At 70.7% G+C, this 16214-nt stretch carries 17 protein-coding genes; 9 read left to right on the plus strand and 8 right to left on the minus strand.

What is annotated here, in order from left to right; translation table 11 throughout:
* The first annotated feature begins 225 nt into the window (after positions 1 to 225).
* Positions 226 to 816: an N-acetylmuramoyl-L-alanine amidase gene (locus ACZ69Q_RS21765; protein WP_471044251.1), complete on the plus strand. Its 591-nt coding sequence runs from the start codon at positions 226 to 228 to the stop codon at positions 814 to 816.
* Between the two features lie 58 nt (positions 817 to 874).
* Entirely contained in the window at positions 875 to 1789 is a 915-nt protein-coding gene (locus tag ACZ69Q_RS21770) for a 1-aminocyclopropane-1-carboxylate deaminase/D-cysteine desulfhydrase (protein ID WP_471044253.1), read from the plus strand.
* A 7-nt stretch (positions 1790 to 1796) separates the two neighbouring features.
* Here the strand turns inward: ACZ69Q_RS21770 and ACZ69Q_RS21775 are convergent, their stop codons facing one another.
* Entirely contained in the window at positions 1797 to 3392 is a 1596-nt protein-coding gene (locus ACZ69Q_RS21775) for a Na+/H+ antiporter (RefSeq protein WP_471044255.1), read from the minus strand.
* Positions 3393 to 3593: 201 nt separating this feature from the next.
* On the opposite strand from ACZ69Q_RS21775, the gene ACZ69Q_RS21780 reads away from it, so the two are divergent.
* From ACZ69Q_RS21780 to ACZ69Q_RS21790, 3 genes are all read left to right on the plus strand, one after another.
* Positions 3594 to 3854 carry a UBP-type zinc finger domain-containing protein gene (locus tag ACZ69Q_RS21780; protein ID WP_471044258.1) on the plus strand — a complete coding sequence of 87 codons (261 nt, stop codon included), beginning with the start codon at positions 3594 to 3596 and terminating at the stop codon, positions 3852 to 3854.
* 270 nt (positions 3855 to 4124) lie between these two features.
* Positions 4125 to 4538: an ATP-binding protein gene (locus ACZ69Q_RS21785; RefSeq protein ID WP_004925829.1), complete on the plus strand. Its 414-nt coding sequence runs from the start codon at positions 4125 to 4127 to the stop codon at positions 4536 to 4538.
* A gap of 17 nt (positions 4539 to 4555) precedes the next feature.
* Positions 4556 to 5716 carry an RNA polymerase sigma factor SigF gene (locus ACZ69Q_RS21790; RefSeq protein WP_471044260.1) on the plus strand — a complete coding sequence of 387 codons (1161 nt, stop codon included), beginning with the start codon at positions 4556 to 4558 and terminating at the stop codon, positions 5714 to 5716.
* 27 nt (positions 5717 to 5743) lie between these two features.
* Here the strand turns inward: ACZ69Q_RS21790 and ACZ69Q_RS21795 are convergent, their stop codons facing one another.
* Complete coding sequence (locus tag ACZ69Q_RS21795) at positions 5744 to 6190, minus strand: hypothetical protein (RefSeq protein ID WP_471044263.1); 447 nt, start codon at positions 6188 to 6190, stop codon at positions 5744 to 5746.
* A gap of 155 nt (positions 6191 to 6345) precedes the next feature.
* On the opposite strand from ACZ69Q_RS21795, the gene ACZ69Q_RS21800 reads away from it, so the two are divergent.
* Positions 6346 to 7314 carry a diacylglycerol/lipid kinase family protein gene (locus ACZ69Q_RS21800; RefSeq protein WP_471044265.1) on the plus strand — a complete coding sequence of 323 codons (969 nt, stop codon included), beginning with the start codon at positions 6346 to 6348 and terminating at the stop codon, positions 7312 to 7314.
* Between the two features lie 319 nt (positions 7315 to 7633).
* Positions 7634 to 7891 carry a WhiB family transcriptional regulator gene (locus ACZ69Q_RS21805; RefSeq protein ID WP_006142322.1) on the plus strand — a complete coding sequence of 86 codons (258 nt, stop codon included), beginning with the start codon at positions 7634 to 7636 and terminating at the stop codon, positions 7889 to 7891.
* Between the two features lie 210 nt (positions 7892 to 8101).
* Here the strand turns inward: ACZ69Q_RS21805 and ACZ69Q_RS21810 are convergent, their stop codons facing one another.
* Together ACZ69Q_RS21810 and ACZ69Q_RS21815 are read right to left on the minus strand one after the other, a co-directional pair.
* On the minus strand, positions 8102 to 9568 hold the full coding sequence (locus ACZ69Q_RS21810) for a sensor histidine kinase (RefSeq protein WP_471044683.1): 1467 nt from the start codon (positions 9566 to 9568) through the stop codon (positions 8102 to 8104).
* Between the two features lie 423 nt (positions 9569 to 9991).
* The gene (locus ACZ69Q_RS21815; RefSeq protein ID WP_471044268.1) at positions 9992 to 10663 is read right to left on the minus strand and encodes a TetR/AcrR family transcriptional regulator; all 672 of its coding nucleotides are present in this window, start codon (positions 10661 to 10663) and stop codon (positions 9992 to 9994) included.
* 95 nt (positions 10664 to 10758) lie between these two features.
* Between ACZ69Q_RS21815 and ACZ69Q_RS21820 the strand changes: the two genes are divergently transcribed.
* Positions 10759 to 11511 carry an SDR family oxidoreductase gene (locus ACZ69Q_RS21820; protein WP_471044271.1) on the plus strand — a complete coding sequence of 251 codons (753 nt, stop codon included), beginning with the start codon at positions 10759 to 10761 and terminating at the stop codon, positions 11509 to 11511.
* Between the two features lie 97 nt (positions 11512 to 11608).
* Here the strand turns inward: ACZ69Q_RS21820 and ACZ69Q_RS21825 are convergent, their stop codons facing one another.
* Positions 11609 to 12697: an SIS domain-containing protein gene (locus tag ACZ69Q_RS21825; protein WP_471044273.1), complete on the minus strand. Its 1089-nt coding sequence runs from the start codon at positions 12695 to 12697 to the stop codon at positions 11609 to 11611.
* Between the two features lie 267 nt (positions 12698 to 12964).
* Here ACZ69Q_RS21825 and nagB point away from each other — a divergent pair, with 267 nt between their 5' ends.
* Entirely contained in the window at positions 12965 to 13750 is a 786-nt protein-coding gene (gene nagB, locus ACZ69Q_RS21830) for a glucosamine-6-phosphate deaminase (RefSeq protein WP_471044276.1), read from the plus strand.
* Positions 13751 to 13878: 128 nt separating this feature from the next.
* Here the strand turns inward: nagB and ACZ69Q_RS21835 are convergent, their stop codons facing one another.
* From ACZ69Q_RS21835 to ACZ69Q_RS21845, 3 genes are read right to left on the minus strand one after another with little or no spacing between them, the layout of a single operon-like run.
* On the minus strand, positions 13879 to 14409 hold the full coding sequence (locus ACZ69Q_RS21835) for a hypothetical protein (protein ID WP_471044279.1): 531 nt from the start codon (positions 14407 to 14409) through the stop codon (positions 13879 to 13881).
* Positions 14406 to 14654 (minus strand): helix-turn-helix transcriptional regulator, encoded by a 249-nt coding sequence (locus tag ACZ69Q_RS21840; RefSeq protein WP_030949243.1) that lies wholly within the window; start codon positions 14652 to 14654, stop codon positions 14406 to 14408. Before ACZ69Q_RS21840 ends, ACZ69Q_RS21835 begins: the two co-directional genes overlap by 4 nt.
* Before the next feature lie 56 nt (positions 14655 to 14710).
* Positions 14711 to 16207 carry a glycoside hydrolase family 3 protein gene (locus ACZ69Q_RS21845; RefSeq protein ID WP_471044282.1) on the minus strand — a complete coding sequence of 499 codons (1497 nt, stop codon included), beginning with the start codon at positions 16205 to 16207 and terminating at the stop codon, positions 14711 to 14713.
* Between the last annotated feature and the right edge of the window lie 7 nt (positions 16208 to 16214).

Consider the following 16214-nt stretch of genomic DNA (forward strand, 5'->3'; position numbering starts at 1 on the left):
CCTCCCATTACGGAGCGTGCCGGTGCTATTACCCGAAAGAGCGGGAATGGATCACTGCCCACTGGGCAAATAGAAGGACCTTGTCCACTGATGGTCCCGTCTGCGACTGTCCAAAACCACTCGCACTCGGTGCGCTGCGAGGAGTCCCCTCTGCCCGTTTTCGGTAAAGCACCGGTACGAGGCGGCCGCGCACGGCGGCCGGCGCAGGGCACGAAGGGAGCGGCCATGGCCACACCCATGTCCGCGAGCAGGTTCCTTGAGAGACTTCGGACAGAGGGCGCCACCATCGTCGAGGTCGGCGACTGGGAGCACCACAACCGCAATCACGTGGGCCCTTGGGGGCCCGTCCACGGCGTGATGATCCACCACACGGTGACCAAGGGCAGCGCACAGACGGTGGAGCTCTGCCGCAACGGCTACGCGGGACTGCCGGGCCCCCTCTGCCACGGCGTCATCACCAAGGACGGCAGGGTCCACCTCGTGGGCTACGGCCGCGCCAACCACGCCGGCCTCGGCGACGACGACGTCCTGCGCGCGGTCATCGCGGAGACGGCCCTGCCGCCCGACAACGAGGCCAACACCGACGGCAACCGCCACTTCTACGGCTTCGAGTGCGAGAACCTGGGCGACGGAGAGGACCCGTGGCCGGAGCCCCAGCTCGACGCGATCGAACGCGTCTCCGCGGCCATCTGCCGCCATCACGGCTGGACGGAACGGTCGGTGATCGGCCATCTGGAATGGCAGCCCGGGAAGGTGGATCCGCGCGGGTTCACGATGGCCTGGATGCGCGAGCGGATCGGCGACCGCCTGCGGTAGGGCCGCTCCGGCGTGCGCCTGATGCTGGGGCGCCCGCGGCGCGCGCGACAATGAGCAGGTGCCCGGCCCCGACACCACGCCCGACCTCACCACCCTCCGCCCCCGGCTCCCCTCTCCCTTGCAGGAGCCGGCGGACGGGCGTTTCACCCGCCGCGGCCTGCGTCTGCTGCTCAAGCGGGACGACCTGATCCACCCGGAGCTGATCGGCAACAAGTGGCGCAAGCTCGCGCCGAACCTCGAAGCCGCCGCCGGCCGCACCGTGCTCACCTTCGGCGGCGCCTACTCCAACCACCTGCGCGCCACCGCCGCCGCGGGCCGCCTCCTCGGTCTGCCCACGGTCGGCGTGGTGCGCGGCCAGGAGCTGGCCGACCGGCCTCTCAACCCGTCACTCGCCCGGTGCGTGGCCGACGGCATGCGTCTGCACTTCGTCGACAGATCGACGTACCGCCAAAAGTCCGAGCCGGCGACTCTGGGCGCCGTCCTGCACGCGGCCGGCGCCCAGGACGCGTACGTCGTCCCGGAGGGCGGCAGCAACGCCCTTGCCGTGCGGGGGTGCCGGGCGCTCGGCGAGGAGCTGCGCGGGCAGGCCGACGTGGTCGCGGTCGCCTGCGGCACGGGCGGGACGCTGGCGGGCCTGGCCGCCGGCCTCGGCCCCGGTCAGCGGGCCTTGGGCGTGCCCGTCCTCAAGGGCGGCTTCCTGGGTGACGACGTACGGCGCTTGCAGGCCGAGGCGTTCGGCGGGCCTCGGGGTGACTGGTGGCTGGACGACCGGTTCCACTTCGGGGGGTACGGCCGCACGCCCCCCGAACTGGACGCCTTCGCGCAGGACTTCGAGCAGCGGCACGCGCTGCCCGTCGAGCGTCTCTATGTCGCCAAGTTGCTGTATGGGCTTGTCGCGCTGGCCGAGGAGGGCGCCTTCCCGCGCGGGACGGTGATCGCGGCGGTCGTCACCGGGGCTCCGTTCCCCGGGTGAGGGGCCTTCACTCGGCCTCCCGGTAGGCCGCCGCCTCCTCCAGGTCCAGCCTGCGCAGCATCGTGCGCAGCATCTCGTCGTCGATGTAGCGGCCGTCGCGCAGTTTCACGAAGACCGCGCGTTCGGCACCGATCACGTCGCGGGACAGCCTTCGGTAGGTGTCGTCGACGGACTCGCCGGTGATGGGATTGGCCTGGCCCAGGCGTTCCCAGACGGAGTTGCGGCGGCGTTCCAGGACGGCTCGCAGCCGGTCGGCCAGGGGCTCGGGCAGGGCGTTGCGCTCGTCGGAGAGGAGTTCCTCCAGACGCTGTTCGGCGATTCGGGACGCCTGCGCCTGGGCGTTGGCCTCGGCGAGGGTCTCGGCCTGTGAGTCACGGCCGGGCAGCTTCAGGACGCGGATCAGCGGCGGCAGCGTCACGCCCTGGACGACCAGGGTGCCGATGACCGTCGTGAAGGTCAGGAAGAGGATGAGGTTGCGCTCGGGGAACTCCTCGCCGCCATGCATGGTGAGCGGGATCGAGAAGGCGATCGCCAGCGAGACGACCCCCCTCATTCCGGCCCAGGAGATGACGAACGCCCCCTTCCACGTCGGGTTCCTCTCGCGCTCCCTGATGCGCGCCGACATCATGCGCGGCAGGAACGTCGCCGGATACACCCACACGAACCGCGATGCGACGACCACGAGGAAGACGGCGGTCGCGTACCAGGTGGCACGGGTGCCCTCGTACTCGCCGAGGCCCTTGAGGACCACCGGGAGCTGCAACCCGATCAGCGCGAACACGGCCGACTCCAGCACGAAGGCGACCATCTTCCACACCGCGTCCTCCTGGAGCCGGGTGGCGAAGTCGACCTCCCACGCGCGGTGCCCCAGATAGAGCGCGACGACCACGACGGCCAGCACTCCGGAGGCATGCACCTGCTCGGCGGCGGCGTACGCGACGAACGGGATCAGCAGCGAGAGCGTGTTCTGGAGCAGCGCCTCCTTCACATGGGTGCGCAGCCAGTGGATCGGCACCATCAGCACCAGCCCGACGCCGATGCCGCCGAACGCCGCGAGCAGGAACTCCCCGATGCCGCCGGCCCAGGTGGCGCCCTCGCCGACGGCGGCCGCGAGGGCCACCCGGTAGGCGGTGATCGCGGTGGCGTCGTTCACCAGGGACTCGCCCTGGAGGATCGTCGTGATCCGGGAGGGCAGCCCCACCCGGCGGGCGACCGCGGTCGCGGCGACCGCGTCCGGCGGCGCCACCACCGCGCCCAGCACCAGGGCCGCGGTCAGCGGCAGCTCCGGAATGACGAGATAGGCGATCCAGCCGACGGCGAAGGTCGCGAAGAGCACGTATCCGACCGACAGCAGCATCACGGGCCGAAGCTGCGCCCGCAGATCGAGATACGAGCTGTCCGTCGCCGCGCTGTGCAGCAGCGGCGGCAGCACCAGCGGCAGCACGATGTGCGGGTCGAGGGTGTACTCGGGCACCCCGGGCACGTACGACACGGCGAGCCCGGCCGCGACCAGCAGCAGCGGCGCCGGCACGGGCGAACGCCGAGCGGCCGCGGCCACCGCGGCACTCCCCGCCACCAGCAACAGCAGCGGCATCACATCCATACGACTCGCCCACCCTCACCCGAACCGTCACCGGCGCCACCGCGCCGCTGCCCACCACTCAACACGGAACGACACCCGCGCCGCGCGCGGCCCTCCCGTCGCGCCCGTTTCATGGTCCTCGCTCGCCCTCGTACACGGTCACCGCGGCCCGCCCTCGTTTTTTCGCGCGGGTGTGCGCGTGGCCGTCGTAACCTGGCAATCATGAAACAGTGCACGCACGCCGACGCGCTGCCGCACCCGGAACCAGGTCCGCTCGGCGAGACCTGTCCCGAGTGTCTGGCGGAGGGCTGGCACCCGGTGCAGTTGCGGCTGTGCCTCACCTGCGGTCACGTCGGCTGCTGCGACTCCTCGCCGGGCCGGCACGCCACAGAGCACCACAAGGAGTCCGGGCACCCGATCATGCGGACCTTCGAGCCCGGCGAGCAATGGCGTTGGTGCTTCGTCGACCACGTACTGGTGTGACACCGACGTACGCTGGACGACTGGGGATCCGGACGGTTCGACCGTCCGGCGCCTGGGTACGTCAAACCGGCGCGCGCTCTTCCCAATTGGGCCCGCAGACCCCCTAGCCACGGAGCGTGTCCGTGTGTTTACTATGAGTGACAGCAAGGGGTTGGGGTCCTGGGGACAGGAAAGTTCAGAGCGCGATAGCGTCACCGCTGAACCACACATCGCGTTACCCCGGGGGGCGACCCTCGGCCCCGAGAAGCTTGTACCACCTTGGAGGTGAGGGTGTCCCAGATCGCAGGCGAGCCCGCGACCCAGGACTTCGTGGAAGTCCGGCTGCCGGCCGCGGGTGCCTACCTGTCGGTGCTGCGTACGGCGACCGCCGGCCTCGCCGCCCGTTTGGACTTCACCCTCGACGAGATCGAGGACCTTCGGATCGCGGTGGACGAGGCCTGCGCGATCCTGCTCCAGCAGGCCGTGCCCGGCTCCGTGCTGAGCTGTGTCTTCCGGCTCGTCGACGACTCGCTCGAGGTCACTGTCTCGGCCCCGACCACGGACGGCCACGCCCCCTCCAGGGACACCTTCGCCTGGACCGTGCTGTCTGCCCTCGCGGGCAAGGTCTCCTCCGCCGTGGACGAGGACAAGACCGTTTCGATCAGTCTCTACAAACAGCGCGGCGCGGGACCCGGGCCGGCGTGAGGAACGGGGACGGGCCGGTGCGGGACGAAGAGCGCGGCACACGGGAGCTGCCGGACACTCCTCCCGGCTCGGGCGGAGCCGGGAGTGCGGGAGCGGGCCCTGACGGCCCGAGCGGTTCCCGACGCATGGCGGACGGCATCGACGGCATCCCCGAGCAGGCCCGGCCGCACCCGGAGGACGACTCCGTGGTGACCGGCTTCCCGGGCGGCCGGGAGGACGACGGTGCCGTGCAGGGCGCGCCTCTGGGCGGGCGAATCGGGGTCTCCCCAGTCCCTGGGGGTCCTCCCACTCGACCGAAGTCGAGAGTGAGGACGGAGGCGAGGGGTCGGGAGAGGGCGACGGGCGGGACGATGAGCGAGCACGAGCGAAACGCCGACCACGAGGCGACGGCCGCGCACACCGCGCAGGCCACGCAGCACGACCCACAGGACCGCAGCGGGGCACGTGCCCTGTTCGTCGAGCTGCGCAAGCTGCAGGACGGCAGCCCGGAGTACGCGGAGCTGCGCAACCGGCTGGTCCGTATGCACCTGCCGCTCGTCGAGCATCTCGCACGCCGCTTCCGCAACCGCGGCGAGCCGCTCGACGACCTCACCCAGGTCGCCACCATCGGCCTGATCAAATCGGTCGACCGGTTCGACCCGGACCGCGGCGTCGAGTTCTCGACGTACGCGACCCCGACGGTCGTCGGTGAGATCAAGCGCCACTTCCGCGACAAGGGCTGGGCGGTGCGCGTCCCGCGGCGCCTTCAGGAGCTGCGCCTCGCGCTCACCACGGCCACCGCCGAGCTGTCCCAGCAGCACGGCCGCTCCCCGACCGTCCACGAGCTCGCCGAGAAGCTGGCGATCTCGGAGGAGGAGGTCCTGGAGGGCCTGGAGTCCGCCAACGCGTACTCCACGCTGTCCCTGGACGTCCCCGACACCGACGACGAGTCCCCGGCGGTCGCGGACACCCTGGGCGCGGAGGACGAGGCGCTGGAGGGCGTCGAGTACCGCGAGTCCCTCAAGCCTCTGCTGGAGGACCTCCCGCCGCGCGAGAAGCGGATCCTGTTGCTGCGCTTCTTCGGCAACATGACCCAGTCGCAGATCGCGCAGGAGGTCGGCATCTCCCAGATGCACGTATCCCGCCTGCTGGCCCGCACACTGGCCCAACTGCGGGAGAAGCTGCTGGTGGAGGAGTAACGGCCGCCGAGGAGCGGCGGCCGTCGGCTACTTCTGATCCGGCGCGCTGCCGGGCCCCCGGATCCCGAGGGCCTCGGTCGTCGCCGGATTGATCAGGAACACGAGCGTGGCGATCGCGGCCGCGGCGATCGCGATGCCCGCCGGGATGGCGATGCTGTCGGCCTGCAACAGGCTGTAGGCCACCGGCAGCGCCAGGATCTGCGTGATGATGGACGGCCCTCGGCTCCAGCTTCGCCGGGCGAACAGCCCTCGCGCGGCGAGCAGCGGCAGCAACGCGAGCGCTACCAGCGTCACGCCGAGGGTGACGGCCTGCTGCCGGTCGTCCGGATCACCGGCGACCCCCAGCACGAGCACCCACACGCCTCCGACGGCGAGGCCCACGCCCTCCAGCGCGGTCAGCACGGCCGCGTACGTCAGCCGCCGCGGACGCGGGCCGGTGGTTTCCGGGGTGGTGGGGTTCTGCTCCTTGGTCACCCCTGAAGGGTAGCCGTCCCTTTACGGCCACCTCGGCGGAGGCTCCCCCGCGACCCGGCAGTCACGGTCACCCGTGTCGAGGCTCACGCTCCCTCTCTTACTTGATCCCTACCTCGACCTGTGCCCGGTACCCCCCAGTAGGTACGCTGCAACCCATGCGTGCACTTCTCGTGGTCAATCCGGCAGCAACCACCACAAGCGCACGTACGCGCGATGTCCTGATCCATGCGCTCGCCAGCGAGATGAAGCTGGAGGCGGTCACCACCGAGTACCGCGGCCACGCCCGCGACCTCGGCCGGCAGGCGGCGGAGAGCGACGAGATCGACCTGGTGGTCGCCCTCGGCGGCGACGGCACCGTGAACGAGGTCGTCAACGGGCTGCTGCACAACGGCCCCGACCCCGAGGGCCTCCCCCGCCTCGCCGTGGTCCCGGGCGGCTCCACCAATGTCTTCGCCCGCGCCCTCGGCCTGCCCAACGACGCCGTGGAGGCGACCGGCGCGCTGCTCGACGCGCTGCGCGAGGGCAGCGAACGCACCGTCGGCATGGGCATCGCGGCGGGCACCCCGGGCACCGAGGACGAGGGCGTACCGGCCAGATGGTTCACCTTCTGCGCGGGGCTCGGCTTCGACGCCGGTGTCGTCGGCCGGGTCGAGCAGCAGCGCGAGCAGGGCAAGAAATCCACGCACGCCCTTTATCTGCGCCAGGTGGTACGCCAGTTCCTCCAGGACCCCAACCGCCGGCACGGCGCGATCACGCTGGAGCGGCCGGGCGAGGACCCGGTGACCGATTTGGTGCTGTCCATAGTCTGCAACACCGCTCCGTGGACGTATCTGGGTAATCGTCCGGTGTACGCGGCACCTAAGGCTTCGTTCGATACGGGCCTCGACGTACTCGGTCTCAGTCGAATGTCCACCGTCGCGGTTGCCCGGTATGCGACCCAGTTGCTCACTTCGTCCCCCGAGCGCGGGGCTCATGGAAAGCATGCGGTAACGCTCCACGACCTGGACCAGTTCACCTTGCATTCGAAGGTCCCGTTGCCCCTTCAGATGGACGGCGACCACCTCGGGCTGCGTACGAGCGTGACGTTCACAGGCGTACGCCGTGCACTGCGTGTGATTGTGTGAGCGGAACGGGCCAAAGTCCTTTCACTCGAACGTTTAGGCCAGGATCCACCCCATGGAAGTACGGCTGTGACCTAGTCGACACCGAGGAATCAAAAAAAACTTTCCGGAAGGGGTTGTATCCGTCGCTGAGGTTTGCGAGTCTCTACGTGGCGATCGGGACGGCCCGCAAGACCGGCCTCCACTGATCATCGGAACCCCTCTTCAAATCACAGGACCTCGCCAGGGAACCTGGCGGTCGGCCCTTCACTTGTTGAGGGATTCGTGAAAGCGTTCACATTCACAAGCAATCAGCACGTAATACCAAGGAGAGGTAGCAGCCATGGACTGGCGTCACAACGCCGTTTGCCGCGAGGAAGACCCCGAGCTCTTCTTCCCCATCGGCAACACCGGTCCTGCGCTGCTGCAGATCGAGGAAGCCAAGGCCGTCTGCCGCCGCTGCCCCGTTATGGATCAGTGTCTGCAGTGGGCGCTCGAGTCCGGCCAGGACTCCGGCGTCTGGGGTGGTCTCAGCGAGGACGAGCGCCGCGCCATGAAGCGCCGCGCCGCCCGCAACCGGGCCCGTCAGGCCTCCGCCTGACATACCCGCCCCGCTAAAACAGCCTGAGCTTGGCGGCGCGTACAGCGAGTACGCATCTCCCGCCCCCGAGCCGCAGCGCGCAGTACCCCCGATGCGCTTACGCTTTGCGAACGAGCAGCAACGAGCACTAGCCCTGGATCTTCTGGTCCAGGGCTCTTTGCTGTCCGCACCGCGCCGCGCAGGGCAGAGCGGGAACTGCGACCATGTGTGTCACTTGTGCGCCCGCACCGGGATGTCGAGGATCACCCTGGTCCCCCGCTCCGGCGCCGGGACCATGTCGAACGAGCCGCCCAACTCGCCCTCGACCAGCGTCCGTACGATCTGCAGACCGAGGTTGCCCGCGGTGTGCGGGTCGAAGCCCTCGGGCAGGCCCACGCCGTCGTCCTGGACCGTGACCAGGAGGCGGACCTGCTTCGTCGTACCGCCGCGGACCGCCGCGACCTCGACCGTGCCGGTCTCGCCCTCGCGGAAGCCGTGCTCCAGGGCGTTCTGGAGGATCTCGGTCAGGACCATCGACAGCGGGGTGGCGACCTCGGCGTCCAGGATGCCGAAGCGGCCGGTGCGCCTGCCGACCACCTTGCCGGGCGAGATCTCGGCGACCATGGCCAGCACCCGGTCGGCGATCTCGTCGAACTCCACGCGCTCGTCGAGGTTCTGGGAGAGCGTCTCGTGCACGATCGCGATCGACCCGACACGCCGGACCGCCTCCTCCAGTGCCTCACGGCCGCGTTCGGACTCGATGCGCCGGGCCTGGAGGCGGAGCAGGGCCGCCACCGTCTGGAGGTTGTTCTTCACCCGGTGGTGGATCTCCCGGATGGTCGCGTCCTTGGTGATCAACTCCTGCTCACGGCGGCGCAGTTCGGTGACGTCCCGGAGCAGGACCAGCGAACCGATGCGGGTGCCCTTGGGCTTGAGCGGGATCGCGCGGAACTGGATGACCCCGTCATTGGCCTCGATCTCGAACTCGCGGGGCGCCCATCCGCTGGCGACCTTGGCGAGCGCCTCGTCCACCGGCCCGTGGGTCGGGGCGAGTTCGGCGGTGGTCATGCCCAGGTGCTGGCCGACGAGGTCGGAGGCGAGGCCGAGGCGGTGGTAGGCGGACAGCGCGTTCGGCGAGGCGTACTGGACGAGGCCGTCGGCGTCGAGGCGGATCAGGCCGTCGCCGACGCGCGGCGAGGCGTCCATGTCGACCTGCTGATTGGCGAACGGGAACGATCCGGCCGCGATCATCTGCGCGAGATCCGAGGCGCTTTGGAGGTACGTCAGCTCCAGCCGGCTCGGGGTGCGCACGGTCAGCAGGTTGGTGTTCCGCGCGATCACACCCAGGACGCGCCCGTCGCGTCGTACCGGAATCGACTCGACGCGGACCGGCACCTCCTCGCGCCACTCGGGGTCGCCCTCCCGCACGATCCGGCCCTCGTCGTGCGCGGCGTCCAGCATCGGGCGCCGGCCGCGCGGGACGAGATGGCCGACCATGTCGTCCTGGTACGAGGTCGGGCCGGTGTTGGGCCGCATCTGCGCCACGGAGACATAGCGGGTGCCGTCGCTGGTGGGTACCCACAGCACGAGGTCGGCGAAGGAGAGGTCGGAGAGCAACTGCCACTCCGAGACCAGCAGGTGGAGCCACTCGAGGTCGGAGTCGTCGAGGGCTGTGTGCTGGCGTACGAGTTCGTTCATGGAGGGCACGAGGCCGAGCGTACCTGGCGGTACGGACATGGCTGGAAACCAGCCACCGGGACGTGGATCCTGCCCTGAAAACACCCGCGGGCCGCGGCGCCTGGGAGGGACCCTCAACCCTCCCGGCACCGCAGCCCGGAGCAACATCGGCCGTGGGGTGTGCGGTCCCGGTCGGCCGAAGGATGAGGACCCGGGGCAGTCAGGGCAGAGAGCTCCGGTTCCTCGGTCCGCCTTCCTGTGCGGGGAAGACGGAAGTCGGTGCGTTCTCGTAGCCACGCACTCCTTCGCATTGTGGACTAGACCACTCTGGTGTGTCCATGCGTTGGAGCGTGTTTGCTGTTGACGTTTCTTCGCGGGCTCCGAACCAGTTGGGGAACTAGTAGGACGCCCTGGCATACATCACGCAGCCTAACCCGTGTGGGTTCATGTGCGGGGCCAGATGGCCATGGCAATTTCCACGAGCGCCTCCAGTTCCTCCCGGCTCGCCCCGTCGCACGCCTGTTGTGACATGCCCTGGATCATCGCGCCGGCGTGACGGGCGAGAGCGCCCGCGTCGGTTCCGGCGGGGAGGGCCCCCGATGCGATGTCCTCCTCGATACGACCCTCGAACGCGGCGATGGTGGCGTTGCGGCGGTCGCGCAGGGAGGTGGCGACCTCCGGGGTGGTGCAGTTGATGGCCGCATGGGCGATGAGGCAGCCGTGCGGACGACCTGGGTCGGTGTAGGCACCGGCGGCCTCCCGCAGCGTCCGCTCGACGGCGTCCCGCGCGGTGGCTGCCTCGACCAGCGCTCGGTCGGCGAACGCGGCGTAGCGGGAGGAGTAGACGCGGACGACCTCTTCGAAGAGGGAACGCTTGTCGCCGAACGCGGCGTACAGGCTCGGTGCGCCGATGTCCATGGCCCGCGTGAGGTCGGAGACGGAGGTCGCCTCGTATCCCCGCTCCCAGAAGGCCAGGATCGCCTTCTCCAGGGCGGTCTCGCGGTCGAAGGACCGAGGACGGCCACGGGTCTTCACCGCGGCGCGGGGCTTCCCTTCGCCGCCCATCGCCTCCGCCTCCCCCTGCTCCGCCGGCTTCACTTCCTCGCCACTCACCATGGAGTGCATTTTATAGCGGGCACTAGAGAAACGTCGGTGGGCTGTTGTACGTTATTTCTGTAGCGACCGCTAGAGAATGATGAGGGGGAGTTGGCATGGGCGTGCTTGCGGGCAGGACAGCGCTGGTCACGGGGGCGAGCCGGGGGATCGGGCGGGCCATCGCCGAGCGGCTGGCGCGCGACGGGGCGCGGGTGGCCGTGCACTACGGCAGCAATGAGGCGGCGGCGAAGGAGACGGTCGCCGCGATCGAGGCCGCGGGCGGCAGCGCGTTCGCGATCCGCGCCGAACTGGGCGTACCCGGTGACGCGGAGACCTTGTGGCAGGCCTTCGATCGGCAAGCGCAGGGCGTGGACGTCCTGGTCAACAACGCGGGGATGGCCCTCTTCGCGACCATCGGCGAGACGGACGAGGAGGCCTACGACCGCACGCAGGCGGTCAACGCCAAGGCGCCGTTCTTCATCGTCAAGCAGGGCCTGCGCAGGCTGCGCGACGAGGGCCGGATCATCAATGTCACGGCCGCCACGGATGCCGCCATCGCGCCCATCGCCGCCACCCACATGGCCAAGGGCGCGGTCACGACCCTGACCCGGTCACTCGCGGCCGAGCTTGCGCCGCGCGGCATCACCGCCAACTCCGTCGGGCCCGGCTTCATCGACACGGACCTGACGAGCGGGGCGCTCGCCGACCCCGGCATACGCGCGCACGCCGAGGGCGTCTCCGTCTTCGGGCGGGTCGGCACGACATCCGACGTCGCGGACGTGGTGGCGTTCCTCGCGTCACCCGACTCCCGCTGGGTCACGGGGCAGCACATCGACGCGACGGGAGGCTCGCTGCTGAGCCTGCATTAGGGGCGGCGACACCCCCTCCTCCGCTCCGCCCTGCCCTCCCCCGCCCTGCCGTGCCCTGCCCGCCCGTCGCCACGGCCAGGTCCCGTGCCCCCGGCCCTCAGCGAGTCTCCGTCACCTTCGCCAGAGCCCGCGGCGCGTCCGGGTCCTGGCCCCGGGCGATGGTGACCTCGTAGGCCAGGAGCTGGAGCGGGAGGATCTCCAGGATCGGTTGGAGCTCCTCGGGGACCTCCTCGGTGGGCAGGACGAAACCGGCCGAGGCCTGTTCGACCTGGTGGCGGGGGCCGATGACGACCAGGTCGGCGCCGCGGCCCCGGAGTCGGTCGAGGACCGGCCTCAGGGCCTCGCCGCCCTTGCCGTCGGTGACGACCGCGATGACCGGGGAGACGTTGTCGACCATGGCGAGCGGGCCGTGCAGCAGGTCGGCGCCGGAGTAGGCGAGCGCCGGGATGTAGCTGGTCTCCATCAGCTTGAGGGCGGCTTCCTTGGCCGTGGGGTAGCCGTAGCCGCGGGAGGTGATCACCATGCGTTCGGCGAAGCGGTAGCGGGCGGCGAGGGCGCGGACCTCGTCCTGTCGGGCGAGCAGCCGCTCGGCGATGTCCGGGAGGACCTCGGCGGCGGTGCCCTCGCCGTCACGCAGACCTTCGACGAAGAGATACAGGGCGAGGAGGGAGGCCGTATACGTCTTGGTCGCGGGGAGGGCCCGTTCCGGTCCGGCCATGATGTCGAGGTGGTACTCGGAGACGCCGGCCAGCGGGGAGTCGGGGTTGTTGGTCACGGCGAGTGTGATCGCGCCGGCCTCGCGTGCGGCCTGCGTCGAGGCGACCAGGTCCGGGGAGCCGCCGGACTGGCTGACGGTGATGACGAGGACGTCGGTGAGGTCGGGGCGGGCGCCGTAGGCCGTGGTCGTCGACATCGAGGCCAGACCGCACGGCAGGCCGAGGCGGATCTCCAGGAGGTACTTGGCGTAGAGCGCGGCGTTGTCGGAGGTGCCGCGGGCGGTGAGCAGGACGAAGCGCGGGGAGCGGGCGGCGATCTCGCGGGCGACCTGGCGGATGGCGGGGGCGCCCTGGGACAGGATCCGGCGCAGTACGGCGGGCTGTTCGGCCATCTCGCGGGCCATGATCCGGCCGGGGAGCTCGTTGTGCGGGGCCTGGGGGTCGGGCGGGTACGGGGTCGTGGTGGTCATGGGCCCTTCCTGCTCTCGCGCTCGTCGCGCCAGGCATGGCGCCTGTTGCCGGTGGGGGGCGGTGGGCGGTGGTCGGGACGGACACTCTCCATTCCACTCCCCCATGGGGAATGACGCCTGCCCGACGGCCTGACGAAATGTCCGCATCGAAAGGTCCGCGGGGCTTGCGTTCACCTGGGCCTGGTGGGTCCGCTCTGTTAGATTGGTCTAAACCACATGCCCCTTCAGGGTGCCCTTCGAAACCCTCTTCAGATCGGCAGGCCCAGCGTGGAAGTTGTCATCGTTCCGGACGCCAAGGCGGGCGGCGAGCTGATAGCCGAGGCCATGGCGCAGCTCCTCGGGCGCAAGCCCGACGCCGTGCTGGGCGTGGCCACCGGGTCGACGCCGCTGCCCATCTACGCGGCACTGGCGGCCAAGGTGCACTCCGGCGCCGTGGACGCCTCGCGGGCGCGGATCGCGCAACTCGACGAATACGTGGGGCTGCCCGCCGAACACCCCGAGTCCTACCGTTCGGTGCTGCGGCGCGAGGTGCTGGAGCCGCTCGGGATCGGGATGGACGCGTTCATGGGGCCGGACGGCACGGCCGGGGACGTGCAGGGCGCGTGCGAGGCGTACGACGCGGCACTGGCCGCCGCCGGGGGCGTGGACCTGCAACTGCTCGGGATCGGGACCGACGGGCACATCGGGTTCAACGAGCCCTGTTCGTCGCTGGCTTCGCGGACGCGGATCAAGACGCTGACCGAGCAGACCCGGATCGACAACGCGCGGTTCTTCGACGGGGACATCGAGCAGGTGCCGCATCACGTCATCACGCAGGGCATCGGCACGATCCTGGAGGCGCGGCACCTGGTGCTGCTGGCCACCGGCGAGGGCAAGGCGGACGCCGTCGCGGCGACGGTCGAGGGGCCGGTCGCGGCCGTGTGCCCGGCCTCGGCGCTGCAACTGCACCCGCACGCCACCGTCGTGGTCGACGAGGCCGCCGCGTCGAAGCTGAAGCTGGCCGACTACTTCCGGCACACCTACGTCAACAAGCCGGATTGGCAAGGGATCTGAGGGGGCCGCGGCCAGGCTGAGGCACGCGAGCCGAAGTTCCGGTGCACCGAAGGGCGCCAGTCCCGGTGCACCGAGGGGCGCCCGCGGTGGTGGGTCCGCCGCGGGCGCCCGTTCTGCATCGACCTGCCCTAGAGGGTGGCCGTGTCGTCCTCGCCCGGCTCGTCCTGGGCGGTCAGGCCGGCCACCCACAGGGGCATCAGCCAGTGGGCCACCAGTACGGCGGCGAGGGCGGGCGCCGCGTAGGCACGCAGGGCGTCGCCGTCGACCGAGCCCGCCGCAAGGAGGCCGACCACGGCGCCGGCCAGCAGGCATGTCATGAGGCGGTGCGCGCGGGCCAGTACTCGGCTGCGCTCGGCGAGCTGGCGTTCGTCCAAGGCGCGTTCACGCAGTTCCAGCAGGCCCCGGGTGGCACTGTTGATCACGCCGGTGGCCACCATCCAGGGCAGCATGAGCACCGCCCCGGCGACGGCGGCCCATATCGGTTGCGCGCGCGAGAGGCAGAAGTGCGCGATCAGTGCCACGACGGCCGCGGTGAGCGCGACATGCGCGGCGACGGTCCACCGCCGACGCACGGCCGTGGCGTGCAGTGACCGCCCTCGGGGGTCGTTCATCACCCGCAGCATGCTCCGGTCGTAGCGCGTGATCCGCGTCGTCGTCATGGCTGTTTCCTCCCGTAGACCTCGTCCGTGAGCGGCCGGAACGGTTCGAGGGAGAACAGCGCCTCGACCGGCAGATCGAAGAACTTCGCGATCTTCAACGCCAGGTCGAGGCTCGGGTTGTACTGCCCCCGCTCGATGTAGCCGATGGTCTGGTAGTGGGCACCCACTGCCTCGGCCAGGCTCTGGCGCGACACCTTGCGCTCGGCACGCACCATCGCCAACCTGTTGTGCACCTGCTCACTCATGTATAAGAAGTACTACATTCGAGAGCAGGGCTGCAACCATCGGGTTTCGAGCGGTCTCACTCCCCCGCGATGACCTCCGCCGCCGCTCGCCCGCACACCCTGGCCGCCCCGTAGGTGGCGATGTGCAGGGCGCCCCGGGGGGACGCCTGGGGGACGCCCATCTCGACGATGATCGTGTCGGGGCGGGACGACAGGAGGGCGTCCAGGGCCGCCCCCATCCAGGGGTGGCGGTGTTCGTCGCGGACCACGGCCACGACTCGGCGGTCGCCGGCCGCTTCGAGGGCCGCTCGGGCAGCGTCGTCCCCGGTGTAACTGCCCGTCTCCGTGCCGGGCAGGAGGCGGGCCAGTTCGGCGGCCACGCCCCACGGGGTCTCGTCGCCCACCGCGATGTTCGCGACCGGGGTGAGGGCCGCGACGAAAGGCGCTTCGGTGAGCGCGGTGAAGGGCGACGCCTCGGTCAGCCTCAGGGCGCGGCGGGCGGCGACGAGGCCGATGTCCGTCCGCCCCTCGCCCTCGGTCGCGGAAGCAGCCGGGCCCGCCGCCGTCGCAGTCCAGCGGGCCAGCTCGCGGACGCGTTCCGCCGCCTCCGCCAGCCTCGCCTCGGGGAGTTCGCCCGAGCGGACCGCCGCGACCAACGCGTCCCGCAGGCGCCGTACGGTCTCGTCGTCCGCCAGGCCGCCGCCCACGCAGATGGCGTCGGCGCCGGCCGCGATGGCGAGGACGCTGCCGCGTTCGATGCCGTAGGTGGCGGCGATGGCCTGCATCTCCATGCCGTCGGTGACGATCAGGCCGCTGTAGCCGAGTTCGCCGCGCAGGAGGTCGGTGAGGACCGGGCGGGAGAGGGTCGCCGGGTGTTCGGGGTCGAGGGCGGGGACGAGGATGTGCGCGCTCATCACCGCCCGTGTGCCGGCGGCGATCGCCGCGCGGAACGGGGAGAGTTCGCGCTCCGCGAGCACCGAGGCGTCCGCGTCGATGCGGGGCATGGCGTGGTGGGAGTCGACCGCCGTGTCGCCGTGGCCGGGGAAGTGCTTGGTGCAGGCCGCGACGCCGGCCGACTGCAGGCCCGTGACGTAGGCGGCGGTGTGGCGGGCGACCAGGGCGGTGTCGGCGCCGAAGGAGCGCACGCCGATCACCGGGTTCGCGGGGTTGGAGTTCACGTCCGCCGACGGGGCCCAGTTGAGGTTCACCCCGCAGGCGGCGAGGCGGCGCCCGAGCTCGGCGGCCACCTCACGGGTCAGCTCCACATCGTCCACCGCTCCGAGGGCGTGGTTGCCGGGGAAGCTGGAGCCGGTGCGCACCTCCAGCCGCGTCACATCACCCCCTTCCTCGTCGATCGCGACCAGCACGTCGTCGCGCTCGACCCGCAACTGGGCCGTCAGCGCGGCCAGTTGCTCGGGCGAGGCGATGTTGCGGCCGAACAGGCCGACGGAGGCGAGGCCCTCACCGAGCCGGCGCAGCAGCCAGTCGGGGGCGGTGGTGCCGGTGAAGCCGGGCTGAAGGACCGTCAGCGCGTCGCGCGTGAGGGTGTCTGTTCCGCTGGCGAATGTCGTCATCGGGTGG

It is taken from the genome of Streptomyces sp. NPDC036764 (genome assembly GCF_055609385.1).

Excerpts from the sequence above, each read along its gene's own strand:
- ACZ69Q_RS21765 (WP_471044251.1), top strand. The coding sequence starts at position 226 with ATGGCCACACCCATGTCCGCGAGCAGGTTCCTTGAGAGACTTCGGACA.
- ACZ69Q_RS21775 (WP_471044255.1), bottom strand. The coding sequence starts at position 3,392 with ATGGATGTGATGCCGCTGCTGTTGCTGGTGGCGGGGAGTGCCGCGGTG.
- ACZ69Q_RS21780 (WP_471044258.1), top strand. The coding sequence starts at position 3,594 with ATGAAACAGTGCACGCACGCCGACGCGCTGCCGCACCCGGAACCAGGT.
- ACZ69Q_RS21800 (WP_471044265.1), top strand. The coding sequence starts at position 6,346 with ATGCGTGCACTTCTCGTGGTCAATCCGGCAGCAACCACCACAAGCGCA.
- ACZ69Q_RS21805 (WP_006142322.1), top strand. The coding sequence starts at position 7,634 with ATGGACTGGCGTCACAACGCCGTTTGCCGCGAGGAAGACCCCGAGCTC.
- ACZ69Q_RS21810 (WP_471044683.1), bottom strand. The coding sequence starts at position 9,568 with ATGAACGAACTCGTACGCCAGCACACAGCCCTCGACGACTCCGACCTC.
- ACZ69Q_RS21815 (WP_471044268.1), bottom strand. The coding sequence starts at position 10,663 with ATGGTGAGTGGCGAGGAAGTGAAGCCGGCGGAGCAGGGGGAGGCGGAG.
- ACZ69Q_RS21820 (WP_471044271.1), top strand. The coding sequence starts at position 10,759 with ATGGGCGTGCTTGCGGGCAGGACAGCGCTGGTCACGGGGGCGAGCCGG.
- ACZ69Q_RS21825 (WP_471044273.1), bottom strand. The coding sequence starts at position 12,697 with ATGACCACCACGACCCCGTACCCGCCCGACCCCCAGGCCCCGCACAAC.
- ACZ69Q_RS21835 (WP_471044279.1), bottom strand. The coding sequence starts at position 14,409 with ATGACGACGACGCGGATCACGCGCTACGACCGGAGCATGCTGCGGGTG.
- ACZ69Q_RS21840 (WP_030949243.1), bottom strand. The coding sequence starts at position 14,654 with ATGAGTGAGCAGGTGCACAACAGGTTGGCGATGGTGCGTGCCGAGCGC.
- ACZ69Q_RS21845 (WP_471044282.1), bottom strand. The coding sequence starts at position 16,207 with ATGACGACATTCGCCAGCGGAACAGACACCCTCACGCGCGACGCGCTG.